The 15,596-nt window shown below is 66.0% G+C and carries 14 protein-coding genes; 9 read left to right on the top strand and 5 right to left on the bottom strand.

What is annotated here, in order from left to right:
- Positions 1-10: 10 nt before the first annotated feature.
- Genes hisD through AC2FNY_RS04885 form a run of 5 tightly spaced genes read left to right on the top strand, consistent with a single transcriptional unit; the run spans position 11 to position 4,673 of the window.
- Positions 11-1,318 (top strand): histidinol dehydrogenase, encoded by a 1,308-nt coding sequence (gene hisD, locus AC2FNY_RS04905; protein ID WP_496801797.1) that lies wholly within the window; start codon positions 11-13, stop codon positions 1,316-1,318.
- A complete protein-coding gene (locus AC2FNY_RS04900; RefSeq protein ID WP_496801796.1) occupies positions 1,311-2,072 on the top strand; it encodes an SDR family NAD(P)-dependent oxidoreductase in 762 nt (253 codons plus the stop codon). The genes hisD and AC2FNY_RS04900 overlap by 8 nt, the downstream gene beginning before the upstream one ends.
- Positions 2,069-3,067, top strand: coding sequence for a zinc-dependent alcohol dehydrogenase (locus tag AC2FNY_RS04895; protein WP_496801795.1), 999 nt, complete (start codon positions 2,069-2,071; stop codon positions 3,065-3,067). The genes AC2FNY_RS04900 and AC2FNY_RS04895 overlap by 4 nt, the downstream gene beginning before the upstream one ends.
- A 3-nt stretch (positions 3,068-3,070) precedes the next feature.
- Positions 3,071-3,475 (top strand): universal stress protein, encoded by a 405-nt coding sequence (locus AC2FNY_RS04890; protein ID WP_234137436.1) that lies wholly within the window; start codon positions 3,071-3,073, stop codon positions 3,473-3,475.
- Between the two features lie 43 nt (positions 3,476-3,518).
- On the top strand, positions 3,519-4,673 hold the full coding sequence (locus AC2FNY_RS04885) for an alpha-hydroxy acid oxidase (RefSeq protein ID WP_496801794.1): 1,155 nt from the start codon (positions 3,519-3,521) through the stop codon (positions 4,671-4,673).
- On the opposite strand, the gene speB is transcribed toward AC2FNY_RS04885, so the two are convergent.
- The 5 genes from speB to AC2FNY_RS04860 form a co-directional block, all read right to left on the bottom strand.
- Positions 4,643-5,491 carry an agmatinase gene (gene speB / locus AC2FNY_RS04880; RefSeq protein WP_496801793.1) on the bottom strand — a complete coding sequence of 283 codons (849 nt, stop codon included), beginning with the start codon at positions 5,489-5,491 and terminating at the stop codon, positions 4,643-4,645. The two genes, AC2FNY_RS04885 and speB, sit on opposite strands and share 31 nt — an antisense overlap.
- The gene (gene nspC, locus AC2FNY_RS04875; RefSeq protein ID WP_496801792.1) at positions 5,488-6,657 is read right to left on the bottom strand and encodes a carboxynorspermidine decarboxylase; all 1,170 of its coding nucleotides are present in this window, start codon (positions 6,655-6,657) and stop codon (positions 5,488-5,490) included. The genes speB and nspC overlap by 4 nt, the downstream gene beginning before the upstream one ends.
- Before the next feature lie 104 nt (positions 6,658-6,761).
- Entirely contained in the window at positions 6,762-7,973 is a 1,212-nt protein-coding gene (locus AC2FNY_RS04870) for a saccharopine dehydrogenase family protein (protein ID WP_496801791.1), read from the bottom strand.
- A 25-nt stretch (positions 7,974-7,998) separates the two neighbouring features.
- On the bottom strand, positions 7,999-9,888 hold the full coding sequence (speA, locus tag AC2FNY_RS04865) for a biosynthetic arginine decarboxylase (RefSeq protein ID WP_496801790.1): 1,890 nt from the start codon (positions 9,886-9,888) through the stop codon (positions 7,999-8,001).
- Positions 9,889-10,121: 233 nt separating this feature from the next.
- Positions 10,122-10,790 (bottom strand): GntR family transcriptional regulator, encoded by a 669-nt coding sequence (locus AC2FNY_RS04860; RefSeq protein WP_496801789.1) that lies wholly within the window; start codon positions 10,788-10,790, stop codon positions 10,122-10,124.
- A 152-nt stretch (positions 10,791-10,942) separates the two neighbouring features.
- Here AC2FNY_RS04860 and AC2FNY_RS04855 point away from each other — a divergent pair, with 152 nt between their 5' ends.
- The 4 genes from AC2FNY_RS04855 to AC2FNY_RS04840 are packed head-to-tail and all read left to right on the top strand — an operon-like array spanning position 10,943 to position 15,583.
- Entirely contained in the window at positions 10,943-11,893 is a 951-nt protein-coding gene (locus tag AC2FNY_RS04855; RefSeq protein ID WP_234216017.1) for a dihydrodipicolinate synthase family protein, read from the top strand.
- A 10-nt stretch (positions 11,894-11,903) separates the two neighbouring features.
- Positions 11,904-13,334, top strand: coding sequence for an aldehyde dehydrogenase family protein (locus AC2FNY_RS04850; RefSeq protein ID WP_496801788.1), 1,431 nt, complete (start codon positions 11,904-11,906; stop codon positions 13,332-13,334).
- Positions 13,331-14,575, top strand: a complete 1,245-nt coding sequence (locus AC2FNY_RS04845) for an NAD(P)/FAD-dependent oxidoreductase (protein ID WP_496801787.1) — start codon at positions 13,331-13,333, stop codon at positions 14,573-14,575. The genes AC2FNY_RS04850 and AC2FNY_RS04845 overlap by 4 nt, the downstream gene beginning before the upstream one ends.
- Before the next feature lie 6 nt (positions 14,576-14,581).
- Complete coding sequence (locus tag AC2FNY_RS04840) at positions 14,582-15,583, top strand: 4-hydroxyproline epimerase (protein WP_496801786.1); 1,002 nt, start codon at positions 14,582-14,584, stop codon at positions 15,581-15,583.
- The last annotated feature ends 13 nt before the right edge of the window (positions 15,584-15,596 follow it).

Here is a 15,596-nt window from a genome sequence, read left to right as displayed (position 1 = left end):
CGCCCCCGGTATGACCATCGAATACCTCAAGAAAGCTTCGCTTACCTCGAAATCCGATGCCTCGGATGTGCAAGAGACGGTGCGCGCGATCCTCGCCGATATCGAGGCGGGCGGGGATCAGGTCGCGCTGGACTATGCCGCCAAGTTCGACCGCTACGAGGGCAGCATCATCCTGTCGCCCGCAGAGATCGAGGCCGCCTGCGCGCTGGTGCCGGAAAAGCTCAAGGCCGATATCCGCTTTGCCCATGACAATGTGCGCCGCTTTGCCGAGACGCAGAAGGCGACATTGACCGATGTCGAGCTTGAGGTGGTGCCGGGCGTGATCACCGGGCAAAAGGCGATCCCGGTGGACGCGGCGGGCTGCTATGTGCCGGGCGGGCGCTATAGCCATATCGCCAGCGCCATCATGACCGTGACCACGGCCAAGGTGGCGGGGTGCAAACATATCATGGCCTGCTCGCCACCGCGTCCCGGTGTCGGCGTGGCGCCTGCCATCGTCTATGCCGCCCATATCTGTGGCGCCGACACGATCATGGCAATCGGCGGTGTGCAGGGGGTGGCGGCCATGGCCTTTGGCCTGTTCGGTCTGCCCAAGGCGAAAATCCTGGTCGGTCCCGGCAACCAGTTCGTGGCCGAGGCCAAGCGGATGCTGTTCGGGCGTGTCGGCATCGACATGATCGCGGGCCCCACCGACAGCCTGATCCTGGCCGACAAGACCGCCGATCCGCATATCGTGACCACCGATCTGGTGAGCCAGGCAGAGCATGGCTACAACTCGCCCGTCTGGCTGGTGACCGATGATCGCGCGCTGGCGGAAAAGGTGATCGAGATGATCCCGGCCTATATCGCCGACCTGCCCGAGGTGAACCGCGACAATGCCGCCGCCGCATGGCGCGACTATGCCGAGGTGATCCTGTGCGCCGACCGCGAGGAGATGGCCGCCACCTCGGACCGTTACGCGCCCGAGCACCTGACGGTGATGGCCAACGACCTGGATTGGTGGCTCGACCGGCTCAGCTGTTATGGATCGCTGTTCCTGGGCGAAGAAAGCACCGTCAGCTATGGCGACAAGGCGGCGGGCACCAACCACGTGCTGCCGACAAGCGGCGCCGCCAGCTATACCGGGGGCCTCAGCGTGCACAAATACATGAAGATCGTGACCTGGCAGCGCGGCACCCGCGAGGGCTACAAGCCCGTGGCCGAGGCCACCGCCCGCATCGCCCGGCTGGAGGGGATGGAGGGCCATGCCCGTGCCGCCGATGTGCGGCTGGCCAAGTACTTCCCCGACGAGACCTTTGACTTGACCGCCAATGGCTGAGCCGGGCGATCTCTTCTCGGTGCGGGGCCGGGTGGCCTGTGTCACCGGCGCCAGTTCCGGACTTGGCCGGCGCGCGGCGACGGTGCTGGCGCAGGCTGGCGCACAGGTGGTGGGCGTGGCCCGGCGGGCCGACGCGCTGGACGAATGGCGCGCCGAGGCGGGGGGCGAAACCCATGCCATTCCCTATGACCTGTCGGACCGCGACGGGCTGGAGGGGCTGGCGCGGCAGGTGGTCGACCCATTCGGGGCGCCCGACATTCTGGTGCATGCGGCTGGCATCAACACCCGCCAGCCCGCCGATGAGGTCACGCCCGAAGGCTGGGACATCACCCTGACCTTGAACCTGTCGGTGCCGTTTTTCCTCAGCCAGTATCTGGTGACCGGGATGAAAGCGCGCGGCTGGGGCCGGATCGTCAATTTCGCCTCGCTCCAGACAACCCGCGCCTTTCCCGGCGGCATCGCCTATGGCGCGTCCAAGGGCGGCGTGGCCCAGATGACCCGCGCCATGGCCGAGGCCTGGTCTCCGCACGGGATCACCGCCAACGCGCTGGGGCCGGGTTTTTTCCGTACCGAGCTGACGGCGCCTGTCTTTGCAGATCCCGCGCGCGCGGCGCGCAATGCCGCGCAGACCTGTCTCGGCCGCAATGGAGAGCCCGAGGATCTGGACGGGCCGCTGTTGTTTCTTTGTTCCGAGGCGTCGGCCTATGTCACCGGTCAGGTGTTGATGGTGGATGGAGGATATACCGCGAAATGAAGGCGCTGGTTTACACGGGCCCCGAAACGCTTGCGCTGCGCGAGATGCCCAACCCGGTCGCGGGGCCGGGCGAACAGCTGATCCGCATCGCGCAGGTGGGTATCTGCGGCTCGGACATGCATGCCTATCTGGGCCACGATGCGCGCCGCCCGGCGCCGCTGATCCTGGGGCACGAGGTGGCGGGCGTGATCGTGGGTGGGCCGCGCGACGGCGAGCGGGTCACCGTGAACCCTCTGGTCACTTGCGGCGACTGCCCGGCCTGCCGCACGGGACGCGACAACCTGTGCCCCGCCCGGCAGATCATCTCGATGCCCCCGCGCGAGGGCGGCTTTGCCGAATATGTGGCGATGCCCGAGGGCAATCTGGTCACTGTCCCCGACCCCGTCCCGCTGGCCAAGGCGGCACTGGCCGAACCCATCGCCTGCGGCTGGCACACGGTGCGCCTGTCCCTGGCCGCGCTATCCGGTGCGCGTGACACGGCGCTGGTACTGGGAGGCGGGGCGATCGGGCTGGGCGCCGCACTCTGCCTGGCGGCGCAAGGCGTGCCGCAGGTTACCGTGGTCGAGCCGAACCCCGCCCGCCGCGCCTATCTGAGCGACCGTTGTGGCCAGCATGCGCTCGGTGCTGCGCCAGAGGGGGCGCAATACGATCTGGTGATCGACGGGGTGGGCTATGCCGCCACCCGTGCCGCTGCCTCGGCCCATGTGCGCCCCGGCGGGGTGATCGGCCATATCGGCCTGGGCGAGGATACCGGTGGCCTCGATATCCGGCGGATGACCTTGCAAGAGATCACCTTTATCGGGACCTATACCTATACCGCCGAGGATTTCCGCCAGACCGCGCAGGCGATCTTTGACGGCCGCCTCGGCCCGCTTGACTGGACCGAGGCGCGCCCGCTGGAACAGGGTGCCGAGGCCTTTGCCGATATCCGCGCGGGCCGGGTGGCGGCACCCAAGGTCCTGCTGGTTCCCGACACCGACCCGGAAAGGAGTTAGGCCATGTATCACCGCATCCTTGTTGCCCTGTCGCTGGAACACGGGATCAGCGAGCGGGCGCTGGAAACCGCCCGCGCCCTGGCCGCCGAGGGCGCCACCATTCGCGCCGTCCATGTGATCGAGCCGCCCAACCCGGCGGTCCGCGCCTATCTGGACGCCGATCTGGTGGCCAAGGCCCGCGCCGATGCCGAGGCGCGGTTGCGCGCCCGCGTGGCCGATGCGCCCGGGGTCGAACCGGTGTTGCTGAGCGGTCATTCCAGCCGCGCGCTGACCGAATATGCCACCGACATGGGCATCGACCTGATCATCGTCGGCTCGCACCGGCCCGGCCTCAGCGACTATTTTCTGGGCACCACCGCCGCCCGCGTTGTTCGCCACGCGCCCTGTACCGTGATGGTGCTGCGCTAGGGAACGGCCCAACCCGCAGGACGACTAGGAAAGAGCCCAGGCCATGCTGCGCCAGACCGGCATTCATTCCAGCGAGGACGCCCGCAGGCTGGCGCGCAGGCGCCTGCCCTGGATGGTGTTCGACTATATCGACGGCTCGGCCGGCGAAGAGCATGGCGCGATGCTGGCGCGCCGGGCCATTCAGGATATTCGCCTGACGCCCCGGGTGCTGCGCAACGTCAGCCGGCGAGAGCTGCGGGTGCAGCTCTTCGACAAGCTGGCAGTGCGCCCCTTTGGCATCAGCCCGATGGGCATGTGCAACCTGTCCACCCCCGGCGCCGATCTGATGCTGGCCCGGCTGGCCGCAAGGGACCGGGTGCCGCATGGCGTCTCGACCGTGGCCTCGACCGACATGGAAACCCTGCTCAAGGTCTCGGGCGGCATGGCCTGGTTCCAGCTTTATTTCAGCGGCGATGGCAGCGGCACCATGAAACTGGTCGAGCGCGCCCGTGCGGCCGGCTATGGCACGCTGGTGCTGACCGTCGATGTGCCCGAGGTGGGCCGCCGCCCGCGCGAGTTGCGGCACGGGTTCAAGATGCCGTTCCGCATCGGTCCCCGTCAATTCGTCGATTTCGCGCTGCATCCGCGCTGGTCCCTGTCCACGCTGATCCGGGGGCGGCCGCAGATGGCCAATTTCGACGGGCGGGATTATGTTTTCGACCGTACCGAGAGCCGTGCCGCCGCCGATTGGACGACATTCGAGCGCCTGCGCGCCGCCTGGCCCGGAAAGCTGGTGGTCAAAGGCGTGCTGCACCCCGATGATGCGCTGCGCCTCAAGACGCTGGGCGCCGATGCGATCCAGGTCTCCAGCCACGGTTGCCGGCAGCTTGACGCCGCACCCCCCGCGATCGAGGCGCTGGCCGCGATCCGACAAGCGGTCGGCCCCACCTATCCGCTGTTCTATGACAGTGGCATCCGCAGCGGTGAGGATGTGGTCAAGGCCTATGCGATGGGGGCCGATTTCGTGTTCCTCGGCCGCCCGCTCCTTTATGCCATGGCGGCGGGGGGCGAGGCAGGGCTGCACCAGCTGTGGGACGTGCTGGCGCAGGAGGTCAGCCTGACACTGGCGCAGCTGGGCCTGACTGAGATGGCCGCGCTGCGCGAACGTGCCCTACCGGATAACGGGGATCAGGCTGTGCAGGCCGCCATCAGCCGATAGACGATCTGGGCGGCGGTGAAATCCCAGGCAGCATTGCCGTCGGGCGCCAGTTCCACCACGTCAAGGCCAACGCATGTGCGGCCCTTGAGCGCGTGCTCGACCAGGTGCAGCGCCTGGTAATAGCCAAGGCCGCCCGGCACCGGCGTGCCGGTGGCGGGCATCTGGGCCGGGTCCAGCCCGTCGACATCGAAGCTGACATAGACCAGTTCGGGGAAATCTTCGGGCAGGTCGATGGCGTGGATGTTGCCTGTGACCAGCTCCTCGGCATCCTTGTAGAACACGCCGTGTTTGGCGCGCTCGTCCATTTCCTGCTGGCAGAGGGCGCGGACGCCGAATTGCGCCAGCCGAATACCCTCCTCGGCGAGCAGGTGCATGACCGAGGCGTGGCTGTGTTTCTCGCCCTGATAGGCGATGCGCAGGTCGGCATGGGCGTCGATCTGCACCAGCCCCAGCGGCCGACCCAGGGCGCGCGCCACGCCCATTACCGCGCCGAAGCTGAGCGAATGTTCACCTCCCAGCGTCACCGGCACCCGGCCTGCGCTGATGGCGGCTTCGGTCCGTTGGGCGAGGCGCTCCATCACCTCGGGCAGCGGGCCGTCGCAGTCGAGCGGGGCTTCGGTGAAGATGCCCTGCGCGCAGGGTTCGGCGCCGTTGGTGATGCGCTCAAGCTCGTTTGATGCCGAGAGGATCGCCGCCGGACCGCCGGCGGTGCCCGAGCCGTAAGAGACGGTGCGTTCCAGCGGCACCGGGATGATGCGGAAACGGGCGTCTTCGCCGCGCTCTGTCGCGGTCAGTTCGCTGTCGAGGAAGATGCTCATGAGAGACGGTCCTTGAAATCGGAATAGTCGAATTGGCGGATGATGCGCAGCGCGTCGGTTTCGCTGTTCCATAGCGCGATAGTGGGCAGGGGCACGCCGTTGAACGTGTTGGTCTTGACCATCGAGTAATGCGCCTGGTCGAGAAAGGCGAAGCGCTGGCCGATGGTCAGGGGCCGGTCCCAAGTGTAGTCGCCGATCACGTCGCCGGCGAGACAGGAGGGGCCGCCCAGGCGATAGGTATGGCCGCTCTCGGCCTCGTCCATCAGGGCGGGGCGATAGGGCGCCTCGATCACGTCCGGCATATGGCACGTGGCCGAGATATCGGTGATGGCGAGGTCCATGCCATTGGAGGGCAGGTCAAGGATTTCACCCACGAGGATACCCGCATCCAGCGCCACCGCCTCTCCCGGTTCAAGATAGACGTCGAGGCCGTGTTTCTCGCGGATCCCCTGGATGAAGCGCACCAGCGCGTCGCGGTCGTAATCGGCGCGGGTGATGTGATGACCGCCACCGAAATTGAGCCATTTGAGGCCGGGCAGATAGGGGGCGAGTTTCGCCTCGACCGCCGCCCAGGTCCGTGCGAGCGGTTCGAACCCCTGTTCGCAGAGCGTGTGCATGTGCAGCCCGTCGACGCCTGCCACGGCTTCGGGCGTCAATTGGCTGACCGGCGTGCCAAGCCGGGAGCAGGGCGCGCAGGGGTCGTATTTGGCGATCTCGCCCTCGGAATGTTCGGGGTTGATCCTGAGACCCACCTGAACGCCCGCCGCCTGGGCGCGGGTCAGGAAGCGGTCCTTTTGTGCCGGGCTGTTGAAGATGATGTGATCGCTGAGCGACAGGATCTCGTCGATATCCTGTTCCTTGTACCCGGCGCAGAAGGTGGCGACCTCGCCGCCATATTCCTCGCGCCCCAGCCGCGCCTCGTAGATGCCGCTGGCGCAGGTGCCGCCGAGATATTGGCGCACGAGGGGCGCGAGGGCGAACATGGAAAACGCCTTGAGCGCCGACAGCACATGCGCGCCGGAGCGGTCGGAGATATCCTTGAGGATCGCCAGATTGCGCTCGATGGCGACCTCGTCGACCACGAAACAGGGGGTAGGCACGCGGGAGAGGTCAAAGTGGCGGAAGGCGCCAGCGTCTCCTGCCTGGGTCTGCATCACATCTGCCATTTCCGGCGCCTCCGCTGGAGGAGAGGCCGGGGGGCGCTGCCCCCCGGACCCCCCGAGGTATTTTCAAACAGAAGAAAGGGCGCGGGCGCCCGTTGCCCACAAGGTCAGAAAGAGACCGGACCGTCGAGTTCATGGACCTGCCACGGCAGGCCGTGATTGTTCAGCATGTCCATGAAGTCATCGGGGTCGAGCTGTTCCATGTTCCACACGCCCGGTTCCACCCAGTTGCCCTTGAGCACCTGCGCCGCGCCGATCATGGCGGGGACACCGGTGGTGTAGCTGACCGCTTGGCTGCCAACCTCGGCAAAGCATTCCTCGTGGTCGCAGATGTTGTAGATGTAATAGGTCTTCTCGCCCGATCCGTCCTTGGCCTGACCCGTGGCGATATCGCCGATGCAGGCCTTGCCCTTGGTTTCCTCGGCCAGCGTGCCGGGATCGGGCAGCAGGGTTTTGAGGAACTGGATCGGGATGATTTCCTTGCCGTCATGCATGACCGGGTCGATGCGGGTCATGCCGACGTTTTCCAGCACCTTGGCGTGCATGATATAGGCATCGCCGAATGTCATCCAGAAGCGGGCGCGCTCGATCTCGGGGAAGTGGGTCGAGAGGCTCTCCAGTTCCTCGTGATACATCAGGTACATGTTCTTGGGCCCGATGCCGGGGAAATCGAACTCGACTTTGTGGGTCATCGCGGGCGTGACCTGCCACGCGCCGTTTTCCCAGTGCCGCGCCTCGGCCAGAACCTCGCGCAGGTTGATCTCGGGGTTGAAATTGGTGGCGAATGCCTGCTCGTTCGAGCCGCCATTGGCATCCAGTACGTCGATCTGGCGGATGGTTTCGAGCTTATGCTTTTTCAGCCAGGTGGCAAAGACCGAGGTAACGCCCGGATCGAAGCCCGAGCCGAGGATGGCGGTAAGGCCCGCTTCCTTGAACTTGTCCTGATAGGCCCATTGCCAGTGGTATTCGAACTTGGCCACATCCTCGGGCTCATAGTTGGCGGTGTCCAGGTAGTGGCACCCGGCCTCGAGGCAGGCATCCATCAGCTTGAGGTCCTGATAGGGCAGGGCGAGGTTCACGAGGATCTCGGCGCCTGTCTCCTTGATGAGCGCGACGGTGGCGGCCACGTCCATCGCATCCAGCGCGGCGGTCTTGATCGTCACGCCGGTGCGCTCCTTGACCGAGGCGGCGATGGCGTCGCATTTCGCCTTGGTTCGGCTGGCCAGAGTGATCTCGGAAAAGATGTCGGAATTCATGGCCATCTTGTGAACGGCGGCGTGGCTGACGCCACCTGCGCCGACAACGAGTGTTTTGCCCATGGGAAGGTCTCCTCTGGCTGGTGGGTTATTCGTAATAGGTATAGCCGTTGATGCTGTCGCGATAGGCGCCGATGATCAGCTTGCGCTCGTTGGCCTTGAGGCAGCCGTTCGAAATGGCACCGTCGACCAGCTTGCGAAAGGCGGCGACGCAATCGGCCGGGTCGTATTCGACGTAAGAGAGCACCTCGGAGATGGTGTCGCCCTCCTGCTCGTGTAGCAGGTCGAACCCGCCATCGGCGCGCAGGTCGATGGTGACCACGTTGGTGTCGCCAAAGAGGTTGTGCAGATCGCCCAGCGTTTCCTGATAGGCGCCGACGAAGAAAACGCCGAGGTAATAGTCCTGATCCTCGGGTAGGGAGTGCACAGGCAAGGACGGCGACACGCCATCGGCAAGGATGAAGCGGTCGACCTTGCCGTCGCTGTCGCAGGTGATGTCGGACAGGACCGCGCGGCGGTCGGGCGCCTCATTCAGCATCTGCAAGGGCACGATCGGGTGCAGCTGGTCGATGGCCCAGACATCGGGCAGCGACTGGAACAGGGAGAAATTACAGTGGTAGATATCGGCGATCTTTTCCATCTGGGCGTCCAGATCGGTCTCGGCCTCGACCTCGGCCACCATGGTCTTGATCCGCGCCATCAGCGACAGATAGATCCGTTCGGCCCGGGCCATCTGGCGCAGATCGACATAGCCACGGCGGAATAGCGCCCGCAATTCGTTGCGATAAAAGGTGGCGTCGTTCCAGCATTCCTGAAGCCGCGCGGGCGTCAGGTACCCGTTCACCGCCGCCAGGTCGGTGACCAGATGGTGATCGTCGGGCTCGGTGCCCGGCGCGGTGGGCGCGTCGTACAGCGTGCTTTCGAGCACGTTGAACACCAGCAGCGACGAGGTTGCCACCACCGCGCGGCCGCTTTCGGTGACGATGGTGGGATGCGCGATGCCGGCCTCGTCCATCGCATAGGCCACTGTTTCCACCACATTGGCGCAATATTCCTCGACCGTGTAGTTGATCGAGTTCTCGGTGGCGCGCTTCTCGCCGGTGTAATCGACGCCCATGCCGCCGCCCAGGTCCAGATGGCTGAGCGGCACGCCCTCGGCGCTGAGTTCGGTGAAATAGCGGCAGGCCTCGCCCACGGCGCGGCGCACGTCGTTGACGTCGGGCACCTGGCTGCCCAGATGCGAGTGTTGCAGTTTCAGGCAATGGATCAGCCCGGCATCGCGCAGCTTGTCGACCACGCGCACCAACTGGTCGGTATTCATTCCAAAGGAAGAGCGGTCGCCCGAGCTTTCGACCCATTTGCCGCTCAGCTGGTTGGTGAGCTTCACGCGCACACCCAGAAGCGGCTCGATCCCCAGCTCGTTATAGACCTCGATAACGGTATCGGCCTCTTTCGGGCTTTCCAGCACGATCACGGTGTTGAAGCCCAGTTTGCGGCTGAGGATGGCCAGCCGGATGAACTCGGCATCCTTGACCCCGTTGCAGACGATCAGCGCGTCCGAGGCCAGCTTGTGTGCCAGCGCAATCACCAGTTCGGGTTTCGAACCGGCCTCAAGCCCGTAACTGTAGCGATGGCCAAACTCGACGATACGGTCGATCACCTGCGCCTGCTGATTGACCTTGATCGGGAACACGCCGCGATAGGCGCCCTTGTAGCCCGAGCGCCTGATGGCATCGGCAAAGCTGTCGTTGATATGGGCGATCTCGTTTTCCAGATAGGAACTGATCCGCAGGATCATCGGCGCGCGGATGCCGCGCTGTTCCAGATCGTGCAGGATACCGGGAAGGCTGACCGCATCGGCCTCGGGGCGGAGCGGGTTTTTCAGCCCGATCTCTCCCTCTTCGGTCACCACAATCAGGCCCTTGCCCCATTTGTCCACGCCATAGATGGAATGCGGTGCGTCAAGAGGATGTTTCAATCGGGTCGGCCTTTCCTGCGGCTGGGGCTCCGGTGTCGGTCGCCGTTTAAAGGCGGGGTTTGATTCGTCCAAGGCCAAACTTGCGGCAGGCGCAAAGGGGGGCAGGAATTGGACTTTGGGTCGCTTTCGCCTGTTTCTTTGGTCGGCTGTCAGGCCAGCATAACCAAGGAATGCAACAACCTGAAACCGTTTGTGGCGATCCAGGGGTATTCGGTCGCTCCTGGTTTGCGGGGTTACCTGCTGCCTGGTCCCATATGCTCGGCCAGCGAGTCGCGGGCGCCCTGGATATGTTCGGCGGTCAGGGTGGCGGCGCGTTCGGCCTCTCCCCTGGCGCAGGCGTCGAGAATGGCGAGGTGTTCGCGGCGGGCGCTCTCCATCCCGTCGCTCAGCACCAGCTGCGCGCGCAGATAACGGTCGATCCGGTCCATCGCGTTTTCGATGACCCCCAGGTGATAGGGCAGGGCCGAGGCGCGGTAGAGCGTTTCGTGAAACTCGCGGTTCAGGTCGCCATAGTGCATCGGGTCGCTGGCGGCGGCAAAGCGTTCCAGACAGGCGCGGGCGGTGTCCAGCACCTCGGTCGTCATGTTGGGCACGGCCCGGCGCATCACCTCGGCCTCGACCAGCGCGCGGAAATCGAAGATCTCGGTTGCCTCGGCCATCGACAGGCCCGCCACCACGGCGCCCTTGTAGCGTTCGGTTTTCACCAGACCCTGCTGCTCCAGCATGGTCAGCGCCTCGCGCACCGGGATGCGGCTGGTGTTGAAGCTGCGGGCGATCTCGTCTTGGCGTAGCGGTTCACCATCGGCCAGGTCGCCCTCGACAATCGCGCGGCGCAGGGCGGCAAAGATGATACTGGCCGCCGAGGCCGAGCGTCCAATGTCAACGGTTTGAAATTTCGCCATTTTCCACGCTGTCAGCTACCGCTTTTCCCGCAGGCTAACGCAACACGGCGGGGATGTAAAAATTTTATATTGAATATTGGATACAATATCCGATACCAAGAGAATATCACGACTCAGGGCGGGTCCGGTGATCCGCGATGAAAGGACATTCCATGACCCAGACCGTTTTCTCCGGCACCATGCCGGCGCTGATGACCCCCTGCACCCCCGACCGCCGCCCCGATTTCGACGCGCTGGTGCGCAAGGGGCGCGAGATGATTGCCGCGGGCATGTCGGCGGTGGTCTATTGCGGCTCTATGGGGGACTGGCCGCTGTTGACCGATGCCGAGCGGATGGAGGGCGTGGCACGCCTGACCGCCGCCGGAGTGCCGGTGATCGTCGGCACAGGCGCGGTCAACACCGCCTCGGCCGTCGCCCATGCCCGCCACGCGGCCGAGGTTGGCGCGCGCGGTCTGATGGTGATCCCGCGCGTGTTGTCGCGCGGCAGTTCGATGGCGGCGCAGCGCGCCCATTTCGCGGCGATCCTGTCGGCGGCGCCTGACCTGCCCGCCGTGATCTACAACAGCCCCTATTACGGCTTTGCCACCCGCGCCGATCTGTTCTTTGACCTGCGCCGTTCGCACCCAAACCTGATCGGGTTCAAGGAGTTCGGCGGCAAGGCCGACTTGCGCTATGCCGCCGAGGCGATCACTTCGCAGGATGATGGTGTGACGCTGATGGTCGGGGTCGATACCGCCGTCTATCATGGCTTTGTCAATTGTGGGGCCGAAGGGGCGATCACCGGCATCGGCAACGCGCTTCCGCGCGAGGTGCTGCATCTGGTCGCGCTCTGCCAGCAGGCAGCGGCGGGCGATCCGGTGGCGCGGCAGCGCGCGCAGGAGCTGGAAGAGGCGCTGGGGGTATTGTCGTCCTTTGACGAGGGGCCGGACCTGGTTCTTTACTACAAACACCTGATGGTGCTGAACGGCGAGCCGGAATACAGCCTGCATTTCAACGAGTCTGATGTGCTGAGCGACAGTCAGCGCGGCTATGTCGAGCGGCAATACGCCCTGTTCCGCGCCTGGTATGCCGATTGGTCGCGGCAGATGGACCTGGCGGCCTGAGGCAACGGGGATGGAGTATCGCAATTTCATCGGCGGCGACTGGGTCGCCTGCGGCACAGGCCGCGCCAATGTGAATCCTTCGGATGTGACCGACATCATCGGTCACGCGGCGCAGGCCGGGGAAGGGGAGTTGGACGCCGCCATTGCCGCCGCCCATGCAGCGGCGCCGATCTGGGCCGCATCGACCCCGCAACAGCGCTTCGATGCGCTCGATTTCACTGGCGCCGAGCTGTTGGCCCGCAAGGAGGAACTGGGGCGGCTCTTGTCGCGGGAAGAGGGCAAGACGCTGGCCGAGGGGATCGGCGAGGTGGCGCGGGCCGGGCAGATCTTCAAGTTCTTTGCCGGTGAGGCGCTGCGCCAGACCGGCGACCGGCTGGCCTCGGTTCGGCCCGGTGTCGAGGTCGAAGTCACCCGCGCGCCGGTGGGCGTGGTGGGCCTGATCACGCCCTGGAACTTTCCCATCGCCATCCCGGCCTGGAAAATCGCCCCGGCGCTGGCGCATGGCAATGCGGTGGTGCTGAAACCCGCCGACCTGGTGCCGGGTTGCGCCCATGCGCTGGTCGAGATCCTGTCGCGTTCCGGTCTACCCTCTGGCGTGGTGAACCTTGTTATGGGGCGCGGGTCCGAGTTGGGTCCGCGTCTGGTATCGGACGCGCGGGTGGACGCGATTTCCTTCACCGGGTCGGTGCCCACCGGGCGCGGTATCGCGGCGGCCTGCGGCGCGGCGATGAAGAAGGTGCAGCTGGAGATGGGCGGCAAGAACCCGATGGTGGTTCTGGACGATGCCGATCTGGATCTGGCGGTGGCCGCCTGTCTCAATGGCGCGTTCTTCTCGACCGGCCAGCGCTGCACTGCCTCTTCGCGGTTGATCGTGACCGAGGGTGTGCATGACCGTTTCGTGGCGGCGCTGGCGGCGGCGATGCGCGATCTTCGGGTGGGCGATGCGCTGGACCCGGCAACCCAGATGGGGCCGGTGGTGGACGCGCGGCAGTTGGAGCAGAACCTGGGCTATGTCGAGATCGCGCAGGCCGAGGGCGGCACCGTCACTGGCGGTGAACGGTTGGCGCTGGACAAGGACGGGTTCTACATGGCCCCGGCGCTGGTGACCGAGACCACGCCCGACATGCGCATCAACCGCGAAGAGGTGTTTGGCCCCGTCGCCTCGGTCCTGCGGGTCCGCGACTATGATGAGGCTTTGGCGGTGGCCAACGATACCGAATTCGGCCTGTCCGCGGGGATCTGCACCACCTCGCTGAAACAAGCGAGCCATTTCAAGGCCTATGCGCGCGCGGGCATGGTAATGGTCAACCTGCCCACGGCGGGGGTGGACTATCATGTGCCCTTTGGCGGCACCAAGGGGTCGAGCCACGGGGCGCGCGAACAGGGGACCTATGCCGCCGAGTTCTACACCACCGTCAAGACCGCCTATACGCTGCCATGACACGCGGTGCCGAGGTCGTCGTCATCGGGGCTGGCGTGGTCGGCATCACCTGCGCGCTGGCCCTGCAAGGGGCCGGGTGTGTGGTCACGGTGCTGGACCGCAAGGGGGTCGCGGCCGAGGCGTCGGCGGGCAATGCCGGTGCCTTTGCCTTTGCCGATGTGATCCCGCTGGCGACGCCGGGGATCATGCGAAAGGCGCCGAAATGGCTGCTTGATCCGCTGGGTCCGCTGTCGGTGCCGCCCGGCTATGCCGCGCAGATTGCCCCCTGGATGGTCCGGTTCTGGCGGGCCAGTTGGCGCGACCGCTATACCAGTGCGCTGGCGGCGCAGGCGGCGCTGATGCGGCTGAGCGCCGAGACACTGGACGCTCTGATCGCCGAGACTGGCGCGCGGGCGCTGGTCCGCGACGAGGGGCAGTTGCAGCTCTACGAAGGGCGGCGCGCCTATGAGGCGAGCCTGCCCGGCTGGGAGACCCGCGCCGCCCATGGCGTCGCCTTCCGCCTGCTCGACCGACCCGAGGCGATTGCCGAGATTCAGCCGGGCCTGTCGCCACGCTTCACCCATGCCGGGTTCACTCCCGGCTGGCGCAACGTGACCGATCCGGCGCAATGGGTCGCACATCTGGCGGATGTGTTCCGGGCGCGGGGCGGGCGGATCGAGATCGCCGAGGTCCGCGCGTTGCGTCAAGACGGCGAGACGGTGACGCTCGACTGTGCCGATGGTGCCCGCCGGGCAGACCGGGCGGTGATCTGCGCGGGGGCATGGTCGCATCACCTGGCGCGGACCCTGGGTGACGGCATCCCGCTGGAAACCGAGCGCGGCTATAACACCACCCTGCCTGCGGGGGCTTTCGATCTGCGCACGCATCTGACCTTTCCCGATCACGGTTTTGTCGTCTCGCGCATCGGGCAGGGGGTGCGTGTCGGCGGCGCGGTCGAGCTGGGCGGGTTGAAACGCCCACCCAACTGGCGCCGGGCCGGGGTGCTGCTGGACAAGGCGCGCGATTTCCTGCCGGGTCTGCGGGCCGAGGGCGGGACACAGTGGATGGGGTTCCGCCCGTCGCTGCCCGACAGCCTGCCGGTGATCGGCCCGGCCCCGCGCGCGGATCGCATCACCTATGCCTTTGGACACGGCCATCTGGGCCTGACCCAATCGGCGGGTACGGCGGCGCTGGTCGCCGCGCTTGTCACCGGGGTCGCGCCCCGGATCGACCTTTCCCCCTATGCTGCAACCCGTTTCTGAGGCGTCATGACCCAGTTCACCTTTTCCTGTATCGACGGCCATACCTGCGGTAACCCGGTGCGCGTGGTCACCGGCGGCGCGCCGCGCCTGGAGGGCGCCACCATGCTGGAGCGCCGGGCGCATTTCCAGGCCGAGTTCGACTGGATCCGCACCGGATTGATGTTCGAGCCGCGCGGCCATGACCAGATGTCGGGCAGCATCCTCTATCCGCCGACGCGCGAGGATTGCGATGTGGGGGTTCTCTATATCGAGACCTCGGGCTGTCTGCCGATGTGCGGGCATGGCACCATCGGCACGGTGACAACCGCCATCGAACACGGGCTGGTCACGCCCCGTGTGCCGGGTGTGCTGCGGCTCGACACGCCCGCCGGGTTGGTGGTGGCGGAGTACCGGCAAGAGGGGCGGTTTGTCGAAGAGGTGCGGCTGACCAATGTGCCCGCCTATCTGCATGCCTCGGGTCTGAGCGCCCATGTCGAGGGGCTGGGCGAGGTCACGGTCGATGTGGCCTATGGCGGCAATTTCTATGCCATTGTCGAGCCGCAGGCGGTGTTCCGCGATATTGCCGATCACCGGGCGCTGGACCTCGTGGGGTGGAGCCCGCGCCTGCGCGCGGCGCTGAACGAGAAGTACACGTTCACCCACCCCGAGAAACCCGAGATCCGGGGGCTGTCGCATATCCTGTGGACAGGGCAACCGACCCAGCCCGACGCCGATGCGCGCAACGCGGTGTTCTATGGTGACAAGGCGATTGACCGGTCGCCCTGTGGCACCGGAACCTCGGCCCGGATGGCGCAGCTGGCGGCGCGGGGTGCCTTGCGTCCCGGCGACGATTTCGTGCACGAGTCCATCATCGGCTCGCTGTTTCATGGCCGGGTCGAAGCGGCGGCAGAGGTGGGCGGCAGGCCGGGGATCATCCCCTCGATTGGCGGCTGGGCGCGGGTGACCGGCTTCAACACCATCTTCATTGACGCGCGCGACCCCTATGCCCATGGTTTCGTGGTGGCCTGAACAGGGAGGCGGG

It is taken from the genome of Ruegeria sp. BHSC223, from assembly GCF_059613025.1.
This window is presented reverse-complemented; position numbering and strand designations above follow the sequence as displayed.